Below are 22,794 nucleotides of genomic sequence, written 5' to 3' on the forward strand. Positions count from 1 at the left end.
GCACTGCGAGGAGGTGTGCCGATGAGCGACGAACGCCGGCTGGCCGTGCTGCGCGCGATCGTCGAGGACTACGTCGCCACCCACGAGCCGGTCGGCTCCAAGGCCCTCGTGGACCGCCACAACCTCGGGGTGTCCCCGGCCACCATCCGCAACGACATGGCGGTGCTGGAGGAGGAGGGGCTCATCGCCCAGCCGCACACCAGCGCCGGCCGGGTGCCGACGGACAAGGGCTACCGGCTCTTCGTCGACCGGCTCTCGGAGGTCAAGCCGTTGTCCCCGGCCGAGCGCCGGGCCATCACCACGCTGCTGCAGGACGCCGTGGACCTCGACGACGTGCTGGAGCGCACCGTCCGGCTGCTCGCTCAGCTGACCCACCAGGTCGCCGTCGTCCAGTACCCGTCACTGACGCGCTCGCGGGTCCGGCACGTCGAGCTCGTCCCGGTCGGAGCCGGACGCGTGCTCGTCGTCCTCATCACCGACACGGGCCGGGTCGAGCAGCGCACGGTCGAGGTCGACGCCGACCTTTCCGAGGAGCTGGTGGGCCAGCTGCGTGCCCGGCTCAACGAGGCGGCGGCCGGTCACCCCTTGCAGGACGCCGTCACTCGGCTGGAGCCCCTCGCCGAGTCCGTGCGACCGGAGGTCCGCGAACCGGCCCGCCGGGTCGTCGCCGCCCTGCAGGGGGCACTGCGCCAGCAGCGCGAGGACCGCATGGTGATGGCCGGCGCGGCGAACCTGGCCCGCGCCGGCATCGACTTCGCCGCGATCGGGCCCGTGCTGGAGGCCATCGAGGAACAGGTCGTGCTGCTCCGGCTGCTCTCGGAGATGGCCGACGACCCGGCCAGCGGGGTGTCCGTGCGAATCGGGCACGAGAACCTCCACGAGGGGCTCGTCACGACGTCCGTGGTGTCGAGCGGGTACGGCGTCGGGGCCGGGGACGCCGGATCGCACGTGGCCCGTCTCGGCGTCCTCGGGCCCACCCGGATGGACTACCCGACGACGATGGCGGCGGTCCGCGCGGTGGCCCGCTACGTCTCCCGCATCCTGGTCGGCTGAACCCGACCGTCCCGAACCGATCCGACAGGAAGCGACCACTTACCGGTGAGCGACCACTACGACGTGCTCGGCGTCAGCCGTGACGCCACGCCCGAGGAGATCAAGAAGGCCTACCGCCGGCTGGCGCGCAAGCTCCACCCGGACGTCGGTGGACCCGACTCCGCGGAGCGGTTCAAGGAGGTGTCGGCCGCCTACGAGGTGCTGTCCAACCCGGACAAGCGCCGCGCCTACGACATGGGGGCCGACCCCAACGGGACCGGAGGCGGGTTCGGGCCCGGCTTCGGCTTCAGCGACATCTTCGAGACCTTCTTCGGCGGCTCAGCCGGCCAGCGCGGGCCGGCGACCCGGCAGCGCCGGGGCCAGGACGCCCTCGTCCGGCTCGAGGTCGACCTGGCCGAGGCGGTCTTCGGCTCCGAGCGGGAGCTCCAGGTCGACACCGCGGTGCTGTGCCCGACCTGTCAGGGCAGCTGCTGCCGGCCCGGTACGTCCCCGCGCACCTGCGACGTCTGCGGCGGCCGCGGCCAGGTGCAGCGAGTGGCCCGGTCCTTCCTCGGGCAGGTGATGACGACGACCCCGTGCCCGAGCTGCCAGGGGTACGGCACCGTCATCCCCGAGCCCTGCCTGGAGTGCTCCGGGGAGGGGCGGGTGCGTTCGCGTCGCAGCCTCACCATCAAGGTCCCGCCGGGGGTGGACTCCGGCACCCGCATCCAGCTCACCGGTCGGGGCGAGGTCGGCCCGGCCGGCGGGCCCCCCGGTGACCTCTACGTCGAGATCGCCGTCCGGCCGCACGAGACGCTGACCCGGCGCGGTGACGACCTGCACTGCACGGTCACCGTGCCGATGACCGCCGCCGCACTGGGCACGACCATCGAGCTGGAGACCCTGGACGGGACCGTGCCGGTCGACGTCCGGCCCGGGACGAGCTCCGGGGAGGTCGTCACCCTGCGAGAGCACGGCGTGACTCGGCTGCGCGTCGGCGGGCGTGGGGACCTGCACGTGCACATCGAGGTGCAGACCCCCACGAAGCTGGACGAGGAGCAGGAGCGGCTGCTGCGGGAGCTGGCGCGGCTGCGGGGCGAGGAACGTCCCCAGGGGCGGGTCGAGTCCGCGCAGCAGAACGTCTTCTCCCGCCTGCGCGACCGCTTCGCCGGTCGCTGACCCCGCTACCCCCTGCGCCCGCTCCGCGGTCAGTCGGACCTCAACCCCTCGTCGTGATCATGCAATCCCGCCACCCCAGCCCTCGCCCGCTCACTCGCAGAACACTGGCTTGCAGGCGCGACACGCAAAGATCCTCCGGGCGCAGCATTCTGTGAGAGGAGGGTGGCGGGATTGCATGATCACGGTGGGGTTGAGGGGTGGCGGGATTGCATGATCACGGTGGGGTCGAGGGGTGGGGGCGGACGGGTCAGTCGACGGTGAACTCCTTGGTGTCGGGGTACATCCGCGGGCCCTCGGGGGACTCCCCGTCGCTCATGTCGCCCTGGTAGACCTCGAGCACGTAGCCCCCGGGCGCAAGGTCGTCGAGAGTGAACTCGAAGTCCCCGTAGGTACCCATCGACCCCTCACCGGTGACGAAGCCCTCCTGGACCACCTCGTCGGTGCCCGCGTCCCGGACCTCCCAGCTGAAGGTGGCCTCGAACGCCGTCCCGTACCCGACCACGTGGACCGGGTTGCTCACCGTCTGGCCCTGCTCGGGCTCGATGATCCAGGTCGAGGCCTGAACGTCGACCTGCGGGGCCCGGTCGATCGGCTCGCCGACCTCGAGGACGCCCCACACCTCGGCGGGCTCGCCGTCGACGAGGACGGTCACCGGCCCGTCGGACTGGGCCGCCGCCGTCGCGGTGTAGACGAGCTGCTGCAGGGCGAGTGCGGCGAGCTCGCTGCCGACGTCGGTGCCGGAGAACGCGTCCGCGGACAGGTCCACGGTGATCGCGTCGCCGTCCCGGGTCACCTCGACCCGCTCAGCGGGCTGCCAGGGGTTCATGTAGTCCGGGTCGAGCGGCTCCTCGCGGGTCATCGCCGCCACCGCGGAGGTCACCGGGTCGCCGAGGTCGGGCACGTCCCGGAACTCCCGGTACAGCCAGAACGACGTCTTCGACGGCCCCACCCAGTAGACGGGGGCGTTGTCCACGACGCCGGTCGCGGCGTCGGTCGTGGACCCCGGGCTCGTGGGCGAGGTCGTCGTGGGGGGTGTCGTCGTCGGCTGTGACGTGGGCGTCGGGTCGGTGGTCCCGGTCGCTGCCGGGAGCGGCTCGTCGTCGTCCGTCCCGACGATGCCGCCGACGACGAGGCCGACCACCGCAGCGGCCGCGACGGCCGCCGCCCAGGGCACCCACCGGCGTCCACCGCCCTGCCCCTGGTCCTGCCCTGCCGTGCGTCGCCGGATGTCCTCCATGCCGTCGCGCGGTTCCACCATCTCGGCCTCCCTGGTCAGGGCGCGGCGCAGCAGCCGCACCGTCTCGTCGTCCGGCTCGTGGTCGGGGTCGTGCAGGGGGACGGTCTCGTCGTTCACCGCAGCCCCTCCTCGGTCAGGGCCGCCCGCAGGGCGGCGACGCCACGGTGAGCGTGACTCTTCACGGCCCCGCGGCTGACCCCCAGCGTGTCGGCGATCTCGGCCTCCGACGCGTCGGCGTAGTAGCGCAGCACGAGCACCTCCTGCTGCCGGCGTGGCAGCCGGCGCAGCGCCGCGAGCACCCGGGCGTCCTCCTCGGAGCGCAGTGCGCGCTCCTCCGGCCCCGCCGGCTCCGGCGACCCCGGCTGGCGGCGGCGGACCTCGACGTCCCGGTGCCGGCGCACCGACCTGCTGCCGTTGACCACGCTGGCCCGCAGGTAGGCCGCGGCCGCCTGCGGGTCCCGCAGCCGGGGCCACCGGCGGTGCAGGCCGACGAAGGCGTCGGCGACGACCTCCTCGGCGGACGCCGTCTCGCCCATCAGCAGAGCGGCCAGACGGACCATCGGCCGCCAGTGCACCGCGTACAGGTTCGCGACCGCGGCGTCGGCGTCCCAGTCCCGCGGGTCACCGGAGACCGGCTCGGTCACGCGGGCGGCCTCGTCCACGGTCCACCTCGCCTCCGGTTCCGTTCCCACCAGCACGCTCACACGACGTACACGCCCCAGCCTGCCGTCCGGTTGACACGACGTCCCGCAGGCTCGCCGTCCTGCAGGCTCGCCGTCCCGATAACCTGGCGGGCGTGAACCTGTCGAGCCCAGACACGAACCCGGAGTGCCTGTTCTGCCGGATCGTGGCCGGGGACCTGCCTGCCGACGTCGTGCGCCGGGACGAGCGGGTCGTCGCCTTCCGGGACATCGACCCCAAGGCCCCGGTGCACGTCCTCGTGGTGCCGGTCGCGCACTACCCGGACGTCGCCGCGCTCGCCGCCGCCGACAAGGACCTGCTCGCCGACGTCGTCAGGGTGGGTGCCGAGGTGGCCGCGGACGAGTGCGACGGGCAGTTCCGGCTGCTGTTCAACACCGGCCGCGCGGCCGGGCAGAGCGTCTTCCACGTGCACGGTCACGTCCTGGGCGGGCGCTCCATGCAGTGGCCCCCCGGCTGACCGCGCGTAGCATGGGCGGGACACGTCGCCCCGACCCCGAGGAGCAGGGCCCCGCGCCCGACCATGGCCGAGCAGCCCCAGCACCAGTCCCAGCACCGGATCGTCGTGCCTCCCGAGGTGCCGATGGTGGCTCTGCTCGGAGCCCGCGACGAGCTGCTCACGGTGATCGAGCGCGCCTTTCCCCGCGTCGACGTGCTGGCCCGCGGCAACGAGGTGACGCTCACCGGGGACCCCGGTGAGATGGCCCTCGTCGAGCGGCTCGTTGACGAGTTGCTCGCCGTGCTGGAGGCGGGCCACGCGCTGAGCCCGGACGCCGTGGAGCGCTCGGTCGCGATGCTGCGTCAGCAGCTCACCGAGCGGCCCGCCGACGTGCTGACCCTCAACATCCTGTCCGCACGAGGCCGGACCATCCGGCCCAAGACGCTCAACCAGAAGCGGTACGTCGACGCGATCGACGACCACACCGTCGTCTTCGGCATCGGCCCGGCCGGCACCGGCAAGACCTATCTGGCCATGGCCAAGGCCGTGCAGGCGCTGCAGGCCAAGTACGTCAACCGGATCATCCTCACCCGGCCCGCGGTCGAGGCGGGGGAGCGGCTCGGCTTCCTGCCGGGGACGCTGACCGAGAAGATCGACCCGTACCTGCGGCCGCTCTACGACGCCCTGCACGACATGATGGACCCGGAGGCCATCCCCCGGCTGATGGCCGCGGGCACCATCGAGGTGGCCCCGCTGGCGTACATGCGCGGACGTACTCTCAACGACGCGTTCATCATCCTCGACGAGGCGCAGAACACCTCCGCCGAGCAGATGAAGATGTTCCTCACCCGCCTCGGCTTCGGCTCCAAGATGGTCGTCACCGGCGACGTGACCCAGGTCGACCTACCCGCCGGGACGACGTCCGGCCTGCGCGTCGTCCAGGAGATCCTGGACGACGTCGAGGACGTCCACTTCGCCTCTCTGACCAGCCAGGACGTCGTGCGGCACAAGCTGGTCAGCGACATCGTCGACGCCTACGGTCGCTGGGACGCCGCCCGCGTCGGTGGCGGGCGCGGCCGGCCCGCCAGGGGCTCGGCGACGTGAGCGTCGAGGTCCTCAACGAGTCCGGCCGGGACGTCGACGAGGCAGAGGTGGGCGCCCTCGCCCGGTACGTGCTCGACGAGATGCACGTGCACCCGCAGGCCGACCTGTCGGTGCTCCTCGTCGACACCGACACCATGAGCCGGCTGCACGAGCAGTGGATGGACGAGCCGGGCCCCACCGACGTGCTGTCCTTCCCGATGGACGAGCTGCGCCCCGGGACCGAGGCGGAGCCGGCACCGGCCGGGTTGCTCGGGGACGTCGTCCTGTGCCCGGACGTGGCCGCCCGCCAGGCCGCCGAGGCCGGTCACTCCACCGCCGAGGAGCTCCTGCTGCTCACCGCCCACGGGATCCTTCACCTGCTCGGGTTCGACCACGCCGAGCCCGAGGAGGAGAAGGAGATGTTCGCGCTGCAGCGCCGGCTGCTGCTGACGTTCCTGTCCGGCCGCCGGTGAGCAGCGCCCCGGCCGGCTGGATGGCCGTGCTCGCCGTCCTGCTCGTCGTGCTCGCCGGGGTGCTCGCCGCCACCGAGGCCGCGCTCAACCGGCTGACCCGGCCGGAGGCGGCCCGGCTCGTGGCCGAGGGCCGTCGCGGCGCGCCCGCCGTCCAGCGGGTGCTCGCGAACTACCCGCCGTTCATCAACGTGTCCACGCTCGTGCGGGTCACCGCGGAGACCGGGGCGGTGGTGGCCGCCGCGCTCGGGCTGGCGGCGCCGCTGCGCGAGTGGCCGGCGCTGCTCGTCGTGACGACCGCGGTGATGGCGGCGGTCACCTACGTCCTCGTCGGTGTCGCGCCCCGCACCCTGGGTCGTCAGCACCCCGCGGGCATCGCGCTCGCCGTGGTGCCGCTGCTCGGCCGGGTGCTGCGCGTGCTCGCTCCGCTGGCGCGGGTGCTCGTCGCCCTCGGCAACCTTCTCACCCCCGGGCGCGGTCTGCGCGAGGGACCGTTCTCCACCGAGAACGAGCTGCGCGAGCTCGTCGACCTGGCCAGCGAGTCCCAGGTCATCGAGGCCGGGGAGCGGGAGATGATCCACTCGGTGTTCGAGCTCGGCGACACCCTCACCCGGGAGGTCATGGTGCCGCGGACGGACATGGTGGCCATCGACGCCGGCACGCCGCTGCGCAAGGCGATGAACCTCTTCCTGCGGTCCGGCTTCTCCCGGGTCCCGGTCATCGGTGAGTCCCTGGACGACCTGCTCGGCGTCCTGTACCTCAAGGACGTCACGCGGGCGGTGCACGAGGACCCGGACGCCGCCGACCGGCTCGCGGTCGAGGAGCTCATGCGCGAACCGGTGTTCGTCCCGGACAGCAAGCCCGTCGACGACCTGCTGCGGGAGATGCAGCGGGACTCGACCCACGTGGCGATCGTCGTCGACGAGTACGGCGGCACGGCCGGGCTCGTCACCATCGAGGACGTGCTGGAGGAGATCGTCGGCGAGATCGTCGACGAGTACGACCGGGAGACCCCGGGTGTCGAGCCGCTGGAGGACGGCACCTACCGGGTCAGCGCCCGCCTCCCGATCGACGAGCTGGCCGAGCTCTTCGACGTCGAGATCGACGAGGACGAGGTCGACTCGGTCGGCGGGCTGCTCGCCAAGGCGCTCGGAAAGGTCCCGATCCCGGGGGCGCGCGCGGTCACCGGCGGGCTGGAGCTCGTCGCGGAGCGGCGCGGCGGCCGGCGCAACCGGATCGCCACCGTGCTGGCCCGGCGGGTCGACGCCGCCGACGGCGAGCCGGGTCCGCCGCGGTGAGCCAGGCGACGGCGGTCGCCCAGGTCGTCGCCGGCACGGCCCTGTTCGGCACGGTCGGCACCGTGCGCACGCTCGTCCCGGAGGCCTCCGGCGCCTCGGTCGGCGCGGTCCGGGTGCTCGTCGCCGCCGTCGTCCTCGTCCCGCTCGCCGCCTGGGCCGGCGAGCGCTGGACCGCCGCGCTCACCCACCGGGCGGTGTGGGTGGCCGGCGCCGCGCAGGCCGCCTTCCAGCTGACGTTCCTGTCCGCGGTGCTGCTCACGGGGGTCGCCGCCGGCACCCTGCTCGCCATCGGCTCGGCGCCGGTGTTCGCCGGGTTCCTGCACCGGCGCACGACCCGGGCCTGGGCCGCGGCCACCGCCGTCGGCGTCGCCGGTCTCGTCCTCCTGGTGGCCGGGGGGTCGAGCGTCCGGCTGCAGCCGGACGGCGTCGTCCTGGCCCTGCTCGCCGGGCTCAGCTACGCCGCCTACACGGTCGCGACCGGTCGCGCCGTCGTCGGCGGGCCCTCCCACCGGCCCGCGCCCGGACCGCTGGCCGTCACCGCCGGCACGTTCGTCGTCACCGCCGCCCTGCTCAGCCCGGCGCTGCTGAGCACCGACCTGTCCTGGCTCGGGTCCGTCGAGGGGGTCGGGGCCGCGCTGTGGCTCGGGCTCGCCCCGACGGTCGCCAGCTACCTCCTGCTCGCTCGCGGGCTGCGCCGGCTGGCGGCACCGGTGGTGTCCACGCTGGGACTCACCGAGCCCGTCGTCGCGACCGGACTGGCCGTCGCCGTGCTGGGGGAGCGCCCGACCCCGGTCGGCTGGGCCGGCGCCCTGCTCGTGCTCGTCGGCCTGGCCCTCACCGCGCTGACTGCAACCAGCCGGCCGGCCCGGGTGAGAGGATCCACGGCGTGACCGACCCCCACCGTTCCGGGTTCGCCTGCCTGGTCGGCCGACCGAACGCGGGCAAGTCCACGCTGACCAACGCCCTGGTGGGGACGAAGGTGGCGATCACCTCCAGCCGACCGCAGACGACGCGGCACACGGTCCGCGGCATCGTCCACCGGCCCGACGCCCAGCTGGTGCTCGTCGACACCCCCGGGCTGCACCGGCCGCGGACCCTGCTCGGCCGCCGGCTCAACGAGCTCGTCGTCGACACCCTGGCCGAGGTCGACGTCATCGGCTTCTGCCTGCCCGCCGACCAGCGCGTCGGCCCGGGTGACCGGTTCATCGCCGACCAGCTCGCGGGGATCCGGGGCACCCCGGTCGTGGCCGTCGTGACGAAGAGCGACACGGTCGACCGGGCCCGGCTCGCCGAGCACCTGGTCGCGGTGAGCGGACTGGGTGACTGGGCGGACGTCGTCCCGGTGTCGGCCGTCGACGGCTACCAGGTCGACGTCCTGGCCGACGTCCTCGTCTCGCACCTGCCCGAGGGTCCCCCGCTGTACCCGGCCGGCGAGCTCACCGACGAGCCCGAGGTCGTCATGGTCGCCGAGCTCATCCGGGAGGCCGCGCTCGAGGGGGCGCGCGACGAGCTGCCCCACTCCCTGGCCGTCGTCGTCGAGGAGATGACGCCGCGGGAGGGCCGGGAGGAGGACCTGCTCGACGTGCACGCCTGGCTCTACGTCGAGCGGGACAGCCAGAAGGGCATCGTCATCGGCCGTGGCGGCGCCCGGCTGCGGGAGGTCGGCACCCGGTCCCGCCGTCAGATCGAGGCACTGCTGGGGACCCGCGTCCACCTCGACCTGAGGGTCAAGGTCGCCAAGGACTGGCAGCGCGACCCCAAGCAGCTGGGCCGGCTCGGGTTCTAGCCGCCCGTCTCGGTACGCGGGACGTCGGACCAGGGGCTGGACACGCCCGGTCGGTCCGGGAGTACGCTTCCGGCGTGCGGACAGCGCGCCTCCTCCTTGGCTGCCGCGGCGAGGGCCTGTAGTCCAGGCCGGCCCCCTCGTCGCGGAGTGCCGTCGTCCCCGGCCGCCGCCCGATTCCCCGGGCGCCCCGCACGAGCGGAAGGCCACAACCCATGCGCAACCCTCAGCAGCCCTCGGGCATGTCCGTCCACCGGTACCGCCCCTTCCACGAGCAGATCGTCGTCGACCTGCCCGACCGCACCTGGCCGCAGCGCCGGATCACCACGGCCCCACGCTGGTGCGCCGTCGACCTGCGGGACGGCAACCAGGCCCTCATCGACCCGATGAGCCCCGAGCGCAAGCGGCGGATGTTCGAGCTGCTCGTCCGGATGGGCTACAAGGAGATCGAGGTCGGCTTCCCCGCGGCGAGCCAGACGGACTTCGACTTCGTCCGTCAGCTCATCGAGGAGGACCTGATCCCCGACGACGTGGTGATCCAGGTGCTGACGCAGTCCCGGGACCACCTCATCGAGCGCACCTACGAGGCCATCCGGGGTGCCAAGCAGGCGATCGTCCACCTCTACAACTCCACGTCCGTGCTGCAGCGCGACGTCGTGTTCGGGATGGACGAGGACGGCATCGTCGACATCGCCCTCCAGGGCGCCCGGCTGTGCCGCAAGCTCGAGGAGACGGTGCCCGGGACCACCGTCTACTACGAGTACTCCCCGGAGTCCTACACCGGCACCGAGCTGGAGTTCGCCGTCCGGATCTGCAACGCGGTGCTGGAGGTCTTCGAGCCGACCCCGGAGCGCAAGGTCATCATCAACCTCCCGGCCACCGTGGAGATGGCCACGCCGAACGTCTACGCCGACTCCATCGAGTGGATGAACCGGCACCTCGCCCACCGCGAGAACGTCGTGCTCAGCCTGCACCCGCACAACGACCGGGGCACCGCCGTCGCAGCCGCGGAGCTGGGCTACCTGGCGGGCGCCGACCGCATCGAGGGCTGCCTGTTCGGCAACGGGGAGCGCACCGGCAACGTCTGCCTGGTGACGCTGGGCCTCAACCTGTTCAGCCAGGGCATCGACCCGCAGATCGACTTCTCCGACATCGACGAGATCCGGCGCACCGTCGAGTACTGCAACCAGCTGCCGGTGCACGAGCGGCACCCCTACGGCGGCGACCTCGTCTACACCGCCTTCTCCGGCTCCCACCAGGACGCCATCAACAAGGGGTTCGCGGCCATGGCGCGTCGGGCGCAGACCGAGGGCCGGGACGTCGACGAGCTGGTGTGGGGTGTGCCCTACCTGCCCATCGACCCGCGGGACGTCGGGCGCAGCTACGAGGCCGTCATCCGGGTGAACAGCCAGTCCGGCAAGGGCGGCGTCGCCTACCTGATGAAGACCGAGCACCACCTGGACCTGCCCCGCCGGCTGCAGATCGAGCTCAGCCAGATCGTCCAGCGGCGCACGGACGACGAGGGCGGCGAGATCTCCGCCGACGAGATCTACGCCATCTTCGCCGACGAGTACCTTCCCGCTCCCGAGGGCGAGCGCGGCTGGGGGCGGTTCGCACTGCGTGGTATCCGGCAGTCCACCGAGGTGGAGGGCGCCGACCGGCTCGCCGTCGACCTCCAGGTGGACGGCGAGGAGCGCACCCTCGAGGCCACCGGGAACGGGCCGATCGCCGCGTTCGTCGCCGCCCTGGCCCAGGTGGGCGTCGACGTCCGGGTGCTGGACTACCACGAGCACGCGATGGGCGCCGGCGGCGACGCGACCGCCGCCGCCTACGTCGAGTGCGCTGTCGGGGACCGGGTGCTGTGGGGGGTCGGCCTGGACTCCAACATCGTCACGGCCTCGCTCAAGGCCGTCGTCTCAGCGGTCAACCGTGCGGCAAGAGGGTGAAAATCGCGTCGTCGTCCACAGTCGTCCGGCGTGGATGAGGGGAGACATCGTCCGGACCTGGCAGAGTGTTACCGAGTGGTACCCGTGGTGCCGTGTCGGAACGGGGGACGCCTCCGCCGGTGGCGGAGCAGACCGGGGGCGGACGTGGAGGAGCAGCAGAGCGCGCTGGTACGGCTGGACGGCTTCGGGCCGTTCCAGCCCCTCGTCGCGCGGGCGCACCGGTTCTACATCGACGGGATGAGCGACGAGGCGGTCCGCGCCTGCAGGGAGGCCCTCCCGCTCGCCCAGGCGGCCGGGGACGGGGCGAGCGTGCGGTTCCTGCGCTACGTCGAGGGCGTCGCCCTGCTGGAGTCAGGCCGGCGGCGCTCCGCGGTGAGCGCCGCGATGGACCTGCTCGACGAGCTCGCCGTGGACGACGAGGCGGAGTGGCGGGCCAAGGGCCTCGCCCTGCTCGCCGAGTCGGCCGCGGCCAGCGGCGAGCTGAACCGGGCGCTGGACGCCCTCGCCGAAGCGGTCTGGCAGGTGCCCCGGCTGGCGCGCGGCAGCTACAACGCGATGTCGGCGCGGATGGCGGTCGCGATCGCGCTGCGCGAGGTGTACCTGTACGAGGAGGCCGAGGCCCTGCTCACCACGCTGTGGGAGACCGACGTCGACGACGTCGAGGTGCACCGCGCCCAGGAGTGCGCCGCCCTGTACGCCCGGTGGGGCGCCACGCTCGAGCTCGTCGGCGACGGCGCAGGAGCTCGCACTCGCTTCGTCCGGTGCGCACAGGAGGCCCGCCGGATGTCCCGGCACGCCACCCGCCTCGGTGACGTCGAGCTGTGCGCCCGGGCCGACGTCCTGGAGGCCTTCGCGATGTCCCGGCTGGGGGAGCGGGCCCTGGCGGCGGCCCGCGTCCGCGGCGTCGAGAACGCGTTCCGGCTGCGCGACGAGCTCGTCGAGACCCAGCTGCGCTGGCTCGTCCTGGGCGGTGAGCTGCTGGAGGCCGGTGACTACGTCGCCGCCCGCGAGCCGTTGACCGCTGCCTACGAGGGCGCCAGGAGCGCCCACCGGGACGTGTGGATGGCGACCGCCATGAACGCGGTTGCCGACGCCTACGTCGGCGAGCTCGGCAAGCACCCGGCCGTCGGCATCTGGAAGGCGATGGCCCGGGAGGGCTTCGCCCGCAGCTGGGGGGAGCGGGAGTCACGGTTCGCCGCGCTGACCGACCGGCAGCGGCTGTGGGAGCTCACCGAGGAGCACCAGCGGGTGGGGCGGGAGGTGCTCGCCGACCCGCTGACCGGGCTGGGCAACCGGCGGGCGCTGACCGAGGCGGTGTCGCGGGCCGGTGAGCGGATGTGCGCCGTGTTCGTCGACATCGACCGGTTCAAGGACGTCAACGACGTGTACTCGCACGCCGTCGGGGACAGCGTCCTGCTGGAGATGGCCGACATCCTGCGTCAGCACTGCCGAGCCGGTGACACCGTCATCCGCTACGGCGGTGACGAGTTCGTCGTCCTGGTCACCGACGACGGCGTGGAGGCCGCCGACGACATCGCCCACCGGCTGCTGCACGCGGTCCGCGACCACGACTGGCAGCGGCTGCACCCCGGGCTGGAGATCACCGTCTCTCTGGGCGTGGCCCGCGCCGCCGACCCCGACGACGCCCTCACCGCCGCCGACCAGGCGATGCTCGCGGCCAAGCGCGCCGGCCGGGACCGCGTCGTCATCTCCTGAGCGGGATGATGCTGCGGTGAGCCTGTACCGCGACGAGGCCGTCGTCCTGCGCACCCAGAAGCTGGGCGAGGCCGACCGCATCGTCACCCTGCTCACCCGCCACCACGGCCGGGTCCGCGCCGTCGCCAAGGGGGTCCGTCGGACGTCCAGCCGGTTCGGGGCCCGGGTCGAGCCGTTCATGCACGTCGACCTGCAGCTCTACACCGGGCGCTCGCTCGACATCGTCACCCAGGCCGAGACGCTCTCCCCGTACGGGCGCACGATCGCCGAGGACTACCCGTTGTGGACGACGGCGACCGCCATGGCCGAGACCGCCGAGCGACTGACCGCCGAGGAGCGCGAGCCGGCCACCCAGCAGTACCTGCTGCTCCTGGGCGGGCTGCGCACCCTCGTCCGCCGCGAGCACGACCCGGAGCTCGTCCTCGACGCGTTCCTGCTGCGGTCGATGGCGGTGGCCGGCTGGGCGGCCAGCCTCACCGACTGCGCCCGTTGCGGCGCCCCCGGGCCGCACCGAGCGTTCGCCGTCGCCCTCGGTGGCGCCGCCTGTCCCTCGTGCCGCCCGCCCGGTGCAGCGGCTCCTGCCCCCGCCACTCTTGAGCTGTTGGCAGCGCTGCTCTCCGGCGACTGGGCGCTGGCCGACGCCAGCGGCCCCCGTGAGCGGCGTGAGGGCAGCGGCCTCGTGGCTGCCTACCTGCAGTGGCACCTGGAGCGCGGCGTCCGCTCCCTGCGGCTCGTGGACCGCCCGTGAAGGGCGCGCGTGGTCGACCGGTGACCCCGCCGCCACCGCACCCGAGCGGGGCGCGGCCGCCTGCCGTGCCTGCTGCCCTGGTGCCGCGGCACGTCGCCGTCGTCATGGACGGCAACGGCCGGTGGGCCAACGCCCGCGGGCTGCCGCGGACCGCCGGCCACGAGGCCGGCGAGGCCGCACTCCTGGACGTCGTCGCCGGAGCGATCGAGATCGGTATCACCCACGTGTCCGCGTACGCGTTCTCCACCGAGAACTGGAAGCGCTCCCCGGAGGAGGTGCGCTTCCTGATGGGGTTCAACCGGGACGTGCTGCGCCGACGACGGGACCAGATGAACGCCTGGGGGGTGCGAGTGCGCTGGGCCGGACGCCGGCCGCGGCTGTGGGCGAGCGTCGTCCGTGAGCTCGAGGAGGCCGAGCGGCTCACCGCCGGCAACGACGTCCTCACGCTCACGATGTGCGTCAACTACGGCGGGCGGGCCGAGCTCGCCGACGCTGCCCGGGCCATCGCCGTCGACGCGGCGGCCGGCAGGCTCGACCCCGCGCGGGTGGACGAGACGACGGTCGCCCGGTACCTCGACGAGCCGGACCTGCCGGACGTCGACCTGTTCATCCGCACCAGCGGTGAGCAGCGGACGTCGAACTTCCTGCTGTGGCAGTCGGCCTACGCCGAGCTCGTCTTCCTCGACACGCTGTGGCCCGACGTGGACCGCCGGCACCTGTGGCGGGCCGTCGAGCACTACGCGCGCCGGGACCGTCGGTACGGGGCAGCGGTGGACGCGGTGGACACCCCGGACGGCTGACCTGCCGGGAGGTCCACACCTGCCGGGAGGTTCTCAGCGGCTCTGTCGCCGGGCACAGTCCGCGCAGGTGCCGAACACCTCGACGACGTGGTCGACGTCGGCGAAGCCGTGCTCGGCGGCCACCTGCACCGCCCACCGCTCCACCGGGCGGCCCTCGACCTCGACCGTGCGCCCGCACACCCGGCACACGAGGTGGTGGTGGTGGCTGGTGCTGCACCGTCGGTAGAGCGCCTCGCCGTCGTCGGTGCGCAGCACGTCGACGGCGCCCTCCTCGGCGAGCGACTGCAGGGCACGGTAGACCGTGGCCAGGCCCACCCGGTCGCCGCGCTGGCGCAGCCGGGCGTGCAGGTCCTGGGCGCTGGTGAACCCCTCGGTGCTGCGCAGCAGGTCCTCGACGGCCACCCGCTGCGGGGAGGCCCTGCGCCGAGCGGCGGGGCTCATGGTCGGCCTCCGGTCTGCTGCTCCTGGCCGTAGGTGTGCTCGTCGTAGTGGTCGCCGTGCGGGGCGTGCCGGTGCCCGTCGTGCAGGTAGTCGACGTGGTCGTCGTGCGGCAGCGCCTCGTGCCCGCAGTCGGGCCCGTGCTCGTGCTCGGAGTGCCGTTCCGCGCTCCGGTGCCGCCGGGTCGCCACGGCGTCCCGGACGGCGCGCGCCGCAGTCGCGGCGACGAACACCGCGATCCCGAGCAGGACGATGGTGCCGCCGCTGGGAGTGTCCGCGTAGAACGACACGACGACGCCGCCGGTGCTCGTCACCAGTCCGATGCCCACCGCGGTGAGCAGCGCCGCCCGGAAGCTGCGGTGGATCTGCTGCGCGGCAGCGTTCGGCACGACCATGAGGGCGCTGATGAGCAGCAGGCCGACGGTCCGCATCGACACGACGACCGTGGTGGCCACCAGGACGGCCAGGATGACGTTGACGGTGAACGGCCGCAGCCCGGCAGCCCGGGCGAACTCCTCGTCGGTGGTGACGGCGAACAGCCGTGGGGTGAGGATCACGGCAGCAGCCAGGACGACGGCGGTGAGCACGGCGAACACGGTGACGTCGGAGGCGCTCGTCGTCGTGATCGACCCGAACAGGTAGGCGGTGAGGTTGGCCGCCGACCCCTCCGGTGACAGGCTGATCAGCACGACGCCGCCGGCGATGCCCCCGTAGAACAGGACGGCGAGCACGACGTCCCCGCTGGAGCGGCCCCCGGCGCGTACCACCTCGATGAGGACCGCCGCGCCCACCGCCGCGACGAGCGCCGTCCACACCGGGGCGGTGCCGGTCAGCAGGCCCGCCGCGACCCCGGCCAGGGCCACGTGCCCGAGGCCGTCGCCGATGAGCGCGAGGCGGCGCTGGACGAGGAACACCCCGACGAGAGGGGCGGCCAGGCCGACGAGCAGGGCGGCGAGCAGCGCCCGCTGCATGAACTCGTACTGGAGGATCTCCGGGGTCACGGCGTCCACCGTCCGAGTGGCTGGTCGAGCCCGGCCACCCGCTGCGGGTCGGTGCCCGGCGCCGGGTCGTCGTCGTGGTGGGCGTGGTCGTGGTGGTCGTGGGCGGTGGCCCCGAGGTCCTGCTGGCACGGCCCGTCGTAGACGATCCGGCCGTCGCGCACGACGACCGCGCGGCGCATCACGCTGCGGAGCGGACCCACGTCGTGCGTGACGACGAGCAGCGTGACTCCGCGGGTCGCGAGCAGGCGCAGCGTCTCGGCGAACGCCTCCTGGTTGGCCACGTCCACGCCTGCCGTCGGCTCGTCCATGACCAGCACCTCCGGCTCGGCCGCCAGCGCCCGGGCGATGAGCACCCGACGCTGCTGGCCACCGGAGAGCTCGTGCACGCTCGCCGTCGCCCGGTCCGCGAGACCGACGGTGGCGATCGCCGCGTCGACGGCGGAGCGGTCCGCGGCGCTCGCCCGCCCGAACCAGCCGCGCCGGGCCAGCCGCCCCGTGGCGACGATCTCCCGGACAGTCGCCGGCGCCCCGGCACCGAGGGTGTGCCGCTGCGGGACGTAGCCGATCCGGGCGCGCTCGGTGAACTTCTCGGCGGGCACGCCGAACAGCGTGAGCCGGCCGCCCATCAGGGTGGCGAGGCCGAGGATGCCCCGGACCAGGGTCGTCTTGCCGGACCCGTTGGACCCCAGCACGGCCAGGGTGTCGCCGGCCCGGACGACGAGGTCGACGTCCCGGACGACGGGAGTGTCGCCGTAGCCGACGGTGAGCCGCCGGGCCTCGATCACCGGTGCTCCCGGGGGCAGGCTCACGCGCACTCCTGCCCCGCACGCAGCACCTCGAGGTTCGCGCGCATCACCGAGGGGTAGTCGTCGCCGGCGCTGGCGTCGGTCAGGCCCTCCAGCGGGTCGAGGACGGCCACCTGGGCCCCGGCCTCGTCCGCGACGGTCTGCGCCACAGCAGGGTCGACGAGCGTCTCGGAGTACACGGTTGTCACCCCTCGCTCCTGCACCAGCTCGGCGACCTCGGCGACGGTGCGCGGGTCCGGCTCGTCCTCCGGGCTGAGCCCGCTGATCCCGACCTGCTCGAAACCGTAGCGGTCGGCGAGGTACCCGAAGGCGTTGTGGCTGGTGACGAGCACGGGGACCCGGCAGTCCGACAGTCCGGCTGCGAGCTCGGCGTCCAGGGCGGTCAGCTCGGCGGTGAGGTCCTCGGCTCCCGCCGCGTACTCCTGCGCACCGGCCGGGTCGACCTCGGCGAGCCGCTCGGCCACCGCCTCGCCGACCGCTGCCAGCCGGAGGGGGTCGAGCCAGAAGTGCGGGTCGACGGTCTCCTCGCCCTCCTCGCCGTCCTTGTCGTCGGCGTGCTCGTCCTCGTCGGCGTGCCCGTCGTCCTCGGGATGCTCGTCCTCGTGGGCGCCCGGGCGGTACGTCAGGGACAGGTCGGCGGCCTCGGTGACGTCGAACGCCACGACGTCCTCGGCGGCGACCGCGTCGTCGACGGCGGGCTGCATCCCGGCCAGGTGGACGACGAGGTCCGCCTCGGTCAGCATCGCGACGTCCCGGGGAGCGAGCTCGAGGTCGTGCGGCTCGGCACCGGGACGGGTCAGGTTCGTCACGGACACCCGGGCCCCGCCGACGGCCTCTGCCACGTAGGCGAGCGGGTAGAAGCCGGCCGCCACCTCGACGACCCCGCCGGTCGCCGCCGCGGTCGTCGTCGGCGCGGACGACGGCGCGGCGTCGTCCGCGCAGCCGGCCAGCAGGAGGGCGCCGGCGGTCAGGCCGAGGAGGTGCAGGTGGGAGCGCTGACGGCTAAGCATGAAAACCATTCTCAGTTCGAGGGCTCCCGGTCGTCAAATCGCGGGTCCCCCCGCTGCTCGGGCTAGCAGCCACGCGGTGAGGGCGCCGAGGACGATCAGCCGGACTGCCCGCTCACCCCCGCTGAGCCGCGGCCAGGCCAGGTAGGCCAGCCAGCCGAGCACCGCCAGCACCGGGACGAGCAGCAGCGTCGACCACCAGCGGCCGGTGACGAGGGCGACGGCGAGGAGCAGTCCGACGACGGCGGCGAGCAGCCACCGCGGGTACCCGGCGAGGCGCCTGAGCACGGGCACGGAGGCGGCCTCGATCCGGCGGCGGCGGTCGGGGACGGGCATGCGAGCATCCTGGCCCGTGGGCTGGGGTTCGCACACCTACAGGCTGCAGAACCGGCTCGATTCGGGCCGGGTCACCGCCGCTGGGTGTGCGAACCCCGCACTGGCCGAGCTGACAGGTGGGACTGGGCACGGGCGCGGTCGTGCCGCCGGGTAACCTGACCCGCCTGCTTCCAGACCCACCGACACCCAGCCGGATGGAGTGATCCTGCGTGGCCAGTCCCAGCAGCCGCATCGACACCGTCGTCAGCCTCGCCAAGCGCCGCGGCTTCGTCTTCCCCAGCGGGGAGATCTACGGCGGGACGAGGTCTGCGTGGGACTACGGCCCGCTCGGTGTCGAGCTCAAGGAGAACCTCAAGCGGCAGTGGTGGCAGTCGATGGTGACCGGCCGGGAGGACGTCGTCGGCCTGGACTCCTCGGTGATCCTGCCCCGCCAGACGTGGGTCGCCAGCGGCCACCTGGAGGCGTTCCACGACCCGCTGACCGAGTGCCAGTCGTGCCACAAGCGGTTCCGGGCCGACCACATGCTCGAGGAGTTCGCGGAGAAGAAGGGCCGCCCGGCGAAGGACCTCAGCGAGATCGCGTGCCCGAACTGCGGGGTCCGCGGGGCGTGGACCGAGCCACGTGAGTTCAACATGATGCTCAAGACGTACCTCGGGCCGGTGGAGGACGAGGCGGGTCTGCACTACCTGCGCCCGGAGACCGCGCAGGGCATCTTCATCAACTTCCTCAACGTCATGACGACGGCGCGCAAGAAGCCGCCGTTCGGCATCGGCCAGATCGGCAAGTCGTTCCGCAACGAGATCACCCCCGGCAACTTCATCTTCCGCACCCGCGAGTTCGAGCAGATGGAGATGGAGTTCTTCGTCGAGCCCGGTACGGACGAGGAGTGGCACCAGTACTGGATCGACGAGCGGATGGCCTGGTACGTCGACCTGGGCATCGCCCGAGAGAACCTCCGGGAGTACGAGCACCCCAAGGACAAGCTCTCCCACTACTCCAAGCGAACCGTCGACATCGAGTACCGGTTCGAGTTCCCCGGCTCGCCGTGGGGGGAGCTCGAGGGCATCGCCAACCGCACCGACTTCGACCTGTCCACCCACGCGAAGCACTCCGGCGTCGACATGTCGTACTTCGACCAGAGCCGCAACGAGCGCTGGACGCCGTACGTCATCGAGCCCGCGGCCGGCGTGGGCCGGCCGATGATGGCGTTCCTGCTCGAGGCCTACGCAGAGGACGAGGCGCCGAACGCCAAGGGCGGCGTCGACAAGCGGGTGGTGCTACGTCTCGACCCCCGACTCGCACCCGTCAAGGCAGCCGTACTGCCGTTGTCGCGCAACGAGTCGCTCTCCCCGAAGGCGCGTGACCTCGCCGCCGAGCTGCGGCGCAGCTGGAACATCGAGTTCGACGACGCCGGCGCCATCGGACGGCGCTACCGCCGCCAGGACGAGATCGGCACGCCGTTCTGCATCACGGTCGACTTCGACACCCTGGACGACGACAGCGTCACCGTCCGCGAGCGCGACAGCATGCGCCAGGAACGGGTGAGCCTCTCCCAGGTGCGCTCCTACCTCGCCGCCCGCCTCGGTGGCTGCTGACCTCTGCGCCGACGTCACGGTGCGACGCCGTGGCGCTCAAGAGGACGTCGCGATGCCGCACCCTCAGCTGCCGCAACCTCAGATGCCGCAACCTCAGCTACCGCACACTAGGGGCATGCCCACCGCCTCCGAGGCCCTCGCGCCTCCACTGCGGATCGGTCCGCACACCGCCCCTGTCCCGGTGGTGCTCGCGCCGATGGCCGGTATCACGAACCAGGCCTTCCGCCGCCTGTGCCGGGAGTTCGGCGCCGGGGTCTACGTCAGCGAGATGGTCACCTCACGTGCGCTTCTCGAACGCACCCCGGAGTCGATGCGCCTCATCCGGCACGACCCGGACGAGAGTCCCCGCAGCGTCCAGCTCTACGGCGTCGACCCGGTCACCGTCGCGGCCGCCGTCCGGATGCTCGTCGAGGAGGACCTGGCCGACCACGTGGACCTCAACTTCGGCTGCCCCGTCGCCAAGGTCACCCGCAAGGGCGGCGGCTCCGCGCTGCCGTGGAAGACCGGGCTGTTCACCGCCATCGTGCGCGGCGCCGTCCGGGCCGCCGAGCCCGCCGGTGTCCCGGTCACGGTGAAGATGCGCACCGGCGTGGACGACGAGCACCTCACCTACCTCGAGGCCGGCCGGGCCGCGGAGGGCGAGGGCGCCGCAGCCGTCGCTCTGCACGCCCGGACCGCCGCGCAGTTCTACTCCGGCACCGCGGACTGGACGGCGATCGCCCGGCTCAAGGAGGTCGTCACCGACGTCCCGGTCCTCGGCAACGGTGACATCTGGTCCGCCGAGGACGCCGTCGAGATGGTCCGCGCGACGGGGTGCGACGGCGTCGTCGTCGGCCGCGGGTGCCTCGGCCGCCCGTGGCTGTTCGCCGACCTCGCCGCCGCGTTCACCGGCGACCCGGCCCGGGTCCGACCCGACCTCGGCACGGTCGCGGACACCCTGCGACGGCACGCGCACCTGCTCGCCGAGCACTACGGCGAGGAGCTCAAGGCCTGCCGGGACATCCGCAAGCACGTCGCCTGGTACCTCAAGGGGTTCGTCGTCGGCCAGCAGACCCGTGCCGCGCTGGGCCTGGTCGAGTCGCTCGCCCAGCTCGACGACCTGCTGGCCACGGTGGACCGGGACCAGCCGTGGCCCGGGGCGCCTGCCGAGGGGCCTCGCGGGCGCACGGCCGCGGCCAAGCGGGTCGCCCTTCCCGACGGCTGGCTGGACCACCGTGAGCTGACCGGGCCGGCCCTGGACGTCGTCCGCGACGCCGAGCTGTCGGTCAGCGGCGGTTAGCCTGCCTCTGCCCGGCGCCGCCCCGTCCCGCCGGGATGCGGAGAGGAGCACGATGCGGCTGGTCGGACTGCTGGCCCGGCTGGTGACGGCCGTGGTCGTGGTCGGCGTGCTGGTGGCCGGGGTGGTCGCCACCCGGATCGTGGTCGAGGCCCGCTCGGACGACCGCCGGCCCGCGGACGCCATCGTCGTGCTCGGCGCCGCCCAGTACGACGGCCGCCCGCAGCCCTACCTCGCCGCGCGACTCGAGCACGCCCTCACGCTGCACCGTGAGGGCGTCGCGCCTCGCGTCATCACGGTCGGCGGCGCCCAGCCGGGCGACCGGTTCACCGAGGCCGAGGCCGGTCGTGACTGGCTCGTCGAGCGTGGTGTGGCGCCGCAGGACGTCGTCGCCGTCCCGGTCGGGGGGAACACCCTCGCGTCGATGAGCGCGGTCGCCGTCCGGATGCGGGACGAGGGATGGGACAGCGCGGTCGTCGTCACCGACCCGTGGCACGAGCTGCGGGCCACCGAGATGCTCCGCCAGCAGGGGGCCGAGGCGTTCGGCTCGCCTACTCGCACCGGGCCGTCCAACGACGGGCTCGGCGCCGCCGTCCCGTACGTGGTCCGCGAGACCGGCGCCTACCTGTACTGGCTGTGGCAGCGGGTGACGACGTGAGCGCCGCGCCGGACCCGTACTCCGGGTCGGACCGGCGGCGGTGGGTCGTCGAGCCGGTCAAGCGTTCCACGCGCGGGGACTTCGCCCGCGACCGGGCGCGGGTGCTGCACTCCTCGGCCCTGCGCCGGCTCGGCGGCAAGACCCAGGTCGTGGGCCCGGGCACCGACGACTTCGCCCGCACCCGGCTCACCCACAGCCTCGAGGTGGCCCAGGTGGGCCGGGAGCTGGCGGCCGCGCTGGGCTGCGACCCCGACGTCGTCGACGCCGCCTGCCTGGCGCACGACCTCGGGCACCCGCCGTTCGGGCACAACGGCGAGCGCGTGCTGAACCGGCTCGCCGCCGGTGTCGGGGGGTTCGAGGGCAACGCCCAGACGCTGCGGCTGCTCACCCGGCTCGAGCCCAAGGTGGTCGACCCGCGGTCCGGTCGGCCGGCTGGGCTCAACCTCACCCGGGCCAGCCTCGACGCCGCCACCAAGTACCCCTGGCGGCGGGGTGAGGACCCCCGGGGCGGGGGGAAGTTCGGTGTCTACGCCGAGGACGAGGACGTCTTCGACTGGCTGCGCGACGGCGCCCCGCCTGGACGCCGCTGCCTGGAGGCCCAGGTGATGGACCTCGCCGACGACATCGCGTACTCCGTGCACGACGTCGAGGACGCCGTCGTGTCCGGCCGTCTGGACCCGCGGGTGCTCGGCGACGGCGAGGTGGTCGAGCGGGTCGTCGACCTGACCCGTCGGTGGTACCTGCCAGGTGCCGACCCCGCCGCACTCGCCGACGCCCTCACCCGGTTGCGCGCCGCGCCCTACTGGGTCGGCGAGTTCGACCACGGACGGCGAGGCCTCGCCGCGCTCAAGGACGCCACCAGCCAGCTGATCGGCCGGTTCAGCGCGGCCGCCGAGCGGGCCACCCGGGCCGTCACCGGCCCCGGCCGGCTCGCTCGCTACGGCGCAGACGTCACCGTCCCGACCACGACCCTGCACGAGATCGCCGTCCTCAAGGGCCTCGCCGCCGTGTTCGTGATGACCGCCGACGACCGTCAGCCCGGCTACCGCCTTCAGCAGGACCTGCTCGAGGAGCTCGTCGCCGCGCTGCTCGACCGCGCACCCGACGTGCTCGAACCCGCCTACGCCGACGACTGGCGAGCCGCCGAGGACGACGGCGCCCGGCTCCGGGTGGTCATCGACCAGGTGGCCGCGCTCACCGACGCCAGCGCGGCCGCCTGGCACCGGCGTCTGTGCCGCTGACGCGTC

Annotated in this window: 23 protein-coding genes; 16 read left to right on the plus strand and 7 right to left on the minus strand. The window is 73.4% G+C overall.

Annotation, left to right across the window (positions count from 1 at the left end):
• The first annotated feature begins 21 nt into the window (after positions 1 to 21).
• Together hrcA and dnaJ are read left to right on the plus strand one after the other, a co-directional pair.
• On the plus strand, positions 22 to 1,053 hold the full coding sequence (gene hrcA / locus ACFP6A_RS11115) for a heat-inducible transcriptional repressor HrcA (protein WP_379603588.1): 1,032 nt from the start codon (positions 22 to 24) through the stop codon (positions 1,051 to 1,053).
• Positions 1,054 to 1,098: 45 nt separating this feature from the next.
• Positions 1,099 to 2,211: a molecular chaperone DnaJ gene (dnaJ, locus tag ACFP6A_RS11120; protein ID WP_379603589.1), complete on the plus strand. Its 1,113-nt coding sequence runs from the start codon at positions 1,099 to 1,101 to the stop codon at positions 2,209 to 2,211.
• Positions 2,212 to 2,458: 247 nt separating this feature from the next.
• Here the strand turns inward: dnaJ and ACFP6A_RS11125 are convergent, their stop codons facing one another.
• Positions 2,459 to 3,565, minus strand: coding sequence for a Gmad2 immunoglobulin-like domain-containing protein (locus ACFP6A_RS11125; RefSeq protein WP_379603590.1), 1,107 nt, complete (start codon positions 3,563 to 3,565; stop codon positions 2,459 to 2,461).
• Positions 3,562 to 4,110 (minus strand): SigE family RNA polymerase sigma factor, encoded by a 549-nt coding sequence (locus ACFP6A_RS11130; protein WP_379603591.1) that lies wholly within the window; start codon positions 4,108 to 4,110, stop codon positions 3,562 to 3,564. The genes ACFP6A_RS11125 and ACFP6A_RS11130 overlap by 4 nt, the downstream gene beginning before the upstream one ends.
• Before the next feature lie 134 nt (positions 4,111 to 4,244).
• Here ACFP6A_RS11130 and ACFP6A_RS11135 point away from each other — a divergent pair, with 134 nt between their 5' ends.
• The 10 genes from ACFP6A_RS11135 to ACFP6A_RS11180 all read left to right on the plus strand — a co-directional run bounded on the left by ACFP6A_RS11135 (position 4,245) and on the right by ACFP6A_RS11180 (position 14,430).
• Positions 4,245 to 4,607, plus strand: coding sequence for an HIT domain-containing protein (locus ACFP6A_RS11135; RefSeq protein ID WP_379603592.1), 363 nt, complete (start codon positions 4,245 to 4,247; stop codon positions 4,605 to 4,607).
• A gap of 63 nt (positions 4,608 to 4,670) precedes the next feature.
• Positions 4,671 to 5,690 carry a PhoH family protein gene (locus ACFP6A_RS11140; RefSeq protein ID WP_379603593.1) on the plus strand — a complete coding sequence of 340 codons (1,020 nt, stop codon included), beginning with the start codon at positions 4,671 to 4,673 and terminating at the stop codon, positions 5,688 to 5,690.
• Positions 5,687 to 6,142 (plus strand): rRNA maturation RNase YbeY, encoded by a 456-nt coding sequence (ybeY, locus tag ACFP6A_RS11145; RefSeq protein ID WP_379603594.1) that lies wholly within the window; start codon positions 5,687 to 5,689, stop codon positions 6,140 to 6,142. Before ACFP6A_RS11140 ends, ybeY begins: the two co-directional genes overlap by 4 nt.
• Positions 6,139 to 7,437: a hemolysin family protein gene (locus ACFP6A_RS11150; protein WP_379603595.1), complete on the plus strand. Its 1,299-nt coding sequence runs from the start codon at positions 6,139 to 6,141 to the stop codon at positions 7,435 to 7,437. The genes ybeY and ACFP6A_RS11150 overlap by 4 nt, the downstream gene beginning before the upstream one ends.
• Positions 7,434 to 8,327: an EamA family transporter gene (locus tag ACFP6A_RS11155; RefSeq protein WP_379603596.1), complete on the plus strand. Its 894-nt coding sequence runs from the start codon at positions 7,434 to 7,436 to the stop codon at positions 8,325 to 8,327. Before ACFP6A_RS11150 ends, ACFP6A_RS11155 begins: the two co-directional genes overlap by 4 nt.
• Positions 8,324 to 9,223, plus strand: coding sequence for a GTPase Era (gene era / locus ACFP6A_RS11160; protein ID WP_379603597.1), 900 nt, complete (start codon positions 8,324 to 8,326; stop codon positions 9,221 to 9,223). The genes ACFP6A_RS11155 and era overlap by 4 nt, the downstream gene beginning before the upstream one ends.
• Before the next feature lie 212 nt (positions 9,224 to 9,435).
• A complete protein-coding gene (gene leuA, locus ACFP6A_RS11165; RefSeq protein ID WP_379603598.1) occupies positions 9,436 to 11,166 on the plus strand; it encodes a 2-isopropylmalate synthase in 1,731 nt (576 codons plus the stop codon).
• 144 nt (positions 11,167 to 11,310) lie between these two features.
• Complete coding sequence (locus tag ACFP6A_RS11170) at positions 11,311 to 12,882, plus strand: diguanylate cyclase (RefSeq protein WP_379603599.1); 1,572 nt, start codon at positions 11,311 to 11,313, stop codon at positions 12,880 to 12,882.
• A 16-nt stretch (positions 12,883 to 12,898) separates the two neighbouring features.
• Positions 12,899 to 13,630, plus strand: coding sequence for a DNA repair protein RecO (recO, locus tag ACFP6A_RS11175; RefSeq protein ID WP_379603600.1), 732 nt, complete (start codon positions 12,899 to 12,901; stop codon positions 13,628 to 13,630).
• Between the two features lie 20 nt (positions 13,631 to 13,650).
• Positions 13,651 to 14,430 carry an isoprenyl transferase gene (locus ACFP6A_RS11180; protein WP_379603601.1) on the plus strand — a complete coding sequence of 260 codons (780 nt, stop codon included), beginning with the start codon at positions 13,651 to 13,653 and terminating at the stop codon, positions 14,428 to 14,430.
• A 33-nt stretch (positions 14,431 to 14,463) separates the two neighbouring features.
• Here the strand turns inward: ACFP6A_RS11180 and ACFP6A_RS11185 are convergent, their stop codons facing one another.
• Genes ACFP6A_RS11185 through ACFP6A_RS11205 form a run of 5 tightly spaced genes read right to left on the minus strand, consistent with a single transcriptional unit; the run spans position 14,464 to position 18,054 of the window.
• The gene (locus ACFP6A_RS11185) at positions 14,464 to 14,871 is read right to left on the minus strand and encodes a Fur family transcriptional regulator (protein WP_379603602.1); all 408 of its coding nucleotides are present in this window, start codon (positions 14,869 to 14,871) and stop codon (positions 14,464 to 14,466) included.
• Positions 14,868 to 15,839, minus strand: coding sequence for a metal ABC transporter permease (locus ACFP6A_RS11190; RefSeq protein ID WP_379603695.1), 972 nt, complete (start codon positions 15,837 to 15,839; stop codon positions 14,868 to 14,870). Before ACFP6A_RS11190 ends, ACFP6A_RS11185 begins: the two co-directional genes overlap by 4 nt.
• 26 nt (positions 15,840 to 15,865) lie before the next feature.
• Positions 15,866 to 16,678 (minus strand): metal ABC transporter ATP-binding protein, encoded by an 813-nt coding sequence (locus ACFP6A_RS11195; RefSeq protein WP_379603603.1) that lies wholly within the window; start codon positions 16,676 to 16,678, stop codon positions 15,866 to 15,868.
• Positions 16,675 to 17,685, minus strand: coding sequence for a metal ABC transporter substrate-binding protein (locus tag ACFP6A_RS11200; protein ID WP_379603604.1), 1,011 nt, complete (start codon positions 17,683 to 17,685; stop codon positions 16,675 to 16,677). The genes ACFP6A_RS11195 and ACFP6A_RS11200 overlap by 4 nt, the downstream gene beginning before the upstream one ends.
• Positions 17,686 to 17,718: 33 nt before the next feature.
• The gene (locus ACFP6A_RS11205) at positions 17,719 to 18,054 is read right to left on the minus strand and encodes a DUF6703 family protein (protein WP_379603605.1); all 336 of its coding nucleotides are present in this window, start codon (positions 18,052 to 18,054) and stop codon (positions 17,719 to 17,721) included.
• Positions 18,055 to 18,227: 173 nt separating this feature from the next.
• On the opposite strand from ACFP6A_RS11205, the gene ACFP6A_RS11210 reads away from it, so the two are divergent.
• From ACFP6A_RS11210 to ACFP6A_RS11225, 4 genes are all read left to right on the plus strand, one after another.
• Entirely contained in the window at positions 18,228 to 19,613 is a 1,386-nt protein-coding gene (locus ACFP6A_RS11210) for a glycine--tRNA ligase (RefSeq protein ID WP_379603606.1), read from the plus strand.
• Between the two features lie 115 nt (positions 19,614 to 19,728).
• Positions 19,729 to 20,892 carry a tRNA dihydrouridine synthase DusB gene (gene dusB, locus ACFP6A_RS11215; RefSeq protein ID WP_379603607.1) on the plus strand — a complete coding sequence of 388 codons (1,164 nt, stop codon included), beginning with the start codon at positions 19,729 to 19,731 and terminating at the stop codon, positions 20,890 to 20,892.
• Between the two features lie 52 nt (positions 20,893 to 20,944).
• Positions 20,945 to 21,547 (plus strand): YdcF family protein, encoded by a 603-nt coding sequence (locus ACFP6A_RS11220; protein ID WP_379603608.1) that lies wholly within the window; start codon positions 20,945 to 20,947, stop codon positions 21,545 to 21,547.
• Positions 21,544 to 22,788, plus strand: coding sequence for a deoxyguanosinetriphosphate triphosphohydrolase (locus ACFP6A_RS11225; RefSeq protein WP_379603609.1), 1,245 nt, complete (start codon positions 21,544 to 21,546; stop codon positions 22,786 to 22,788). Before ACFP6A_RS11220 ends, ACFP6A_RS11225 begins: the two co-directional genes overlap by 4 nt.
• Positions 22,789 to 22,794: the final 6 nt, after the last annotated feature.

The sequence above is a fragment of the Quadrisphaera sp. GCM10027208 genome, assembly GCF_042658805.1.
Classification (GTDB): Bacteria; Actinomycetota; Actinomycetes; order Actinomycetales; family SCSIO-59966; genus SCSIO-59966.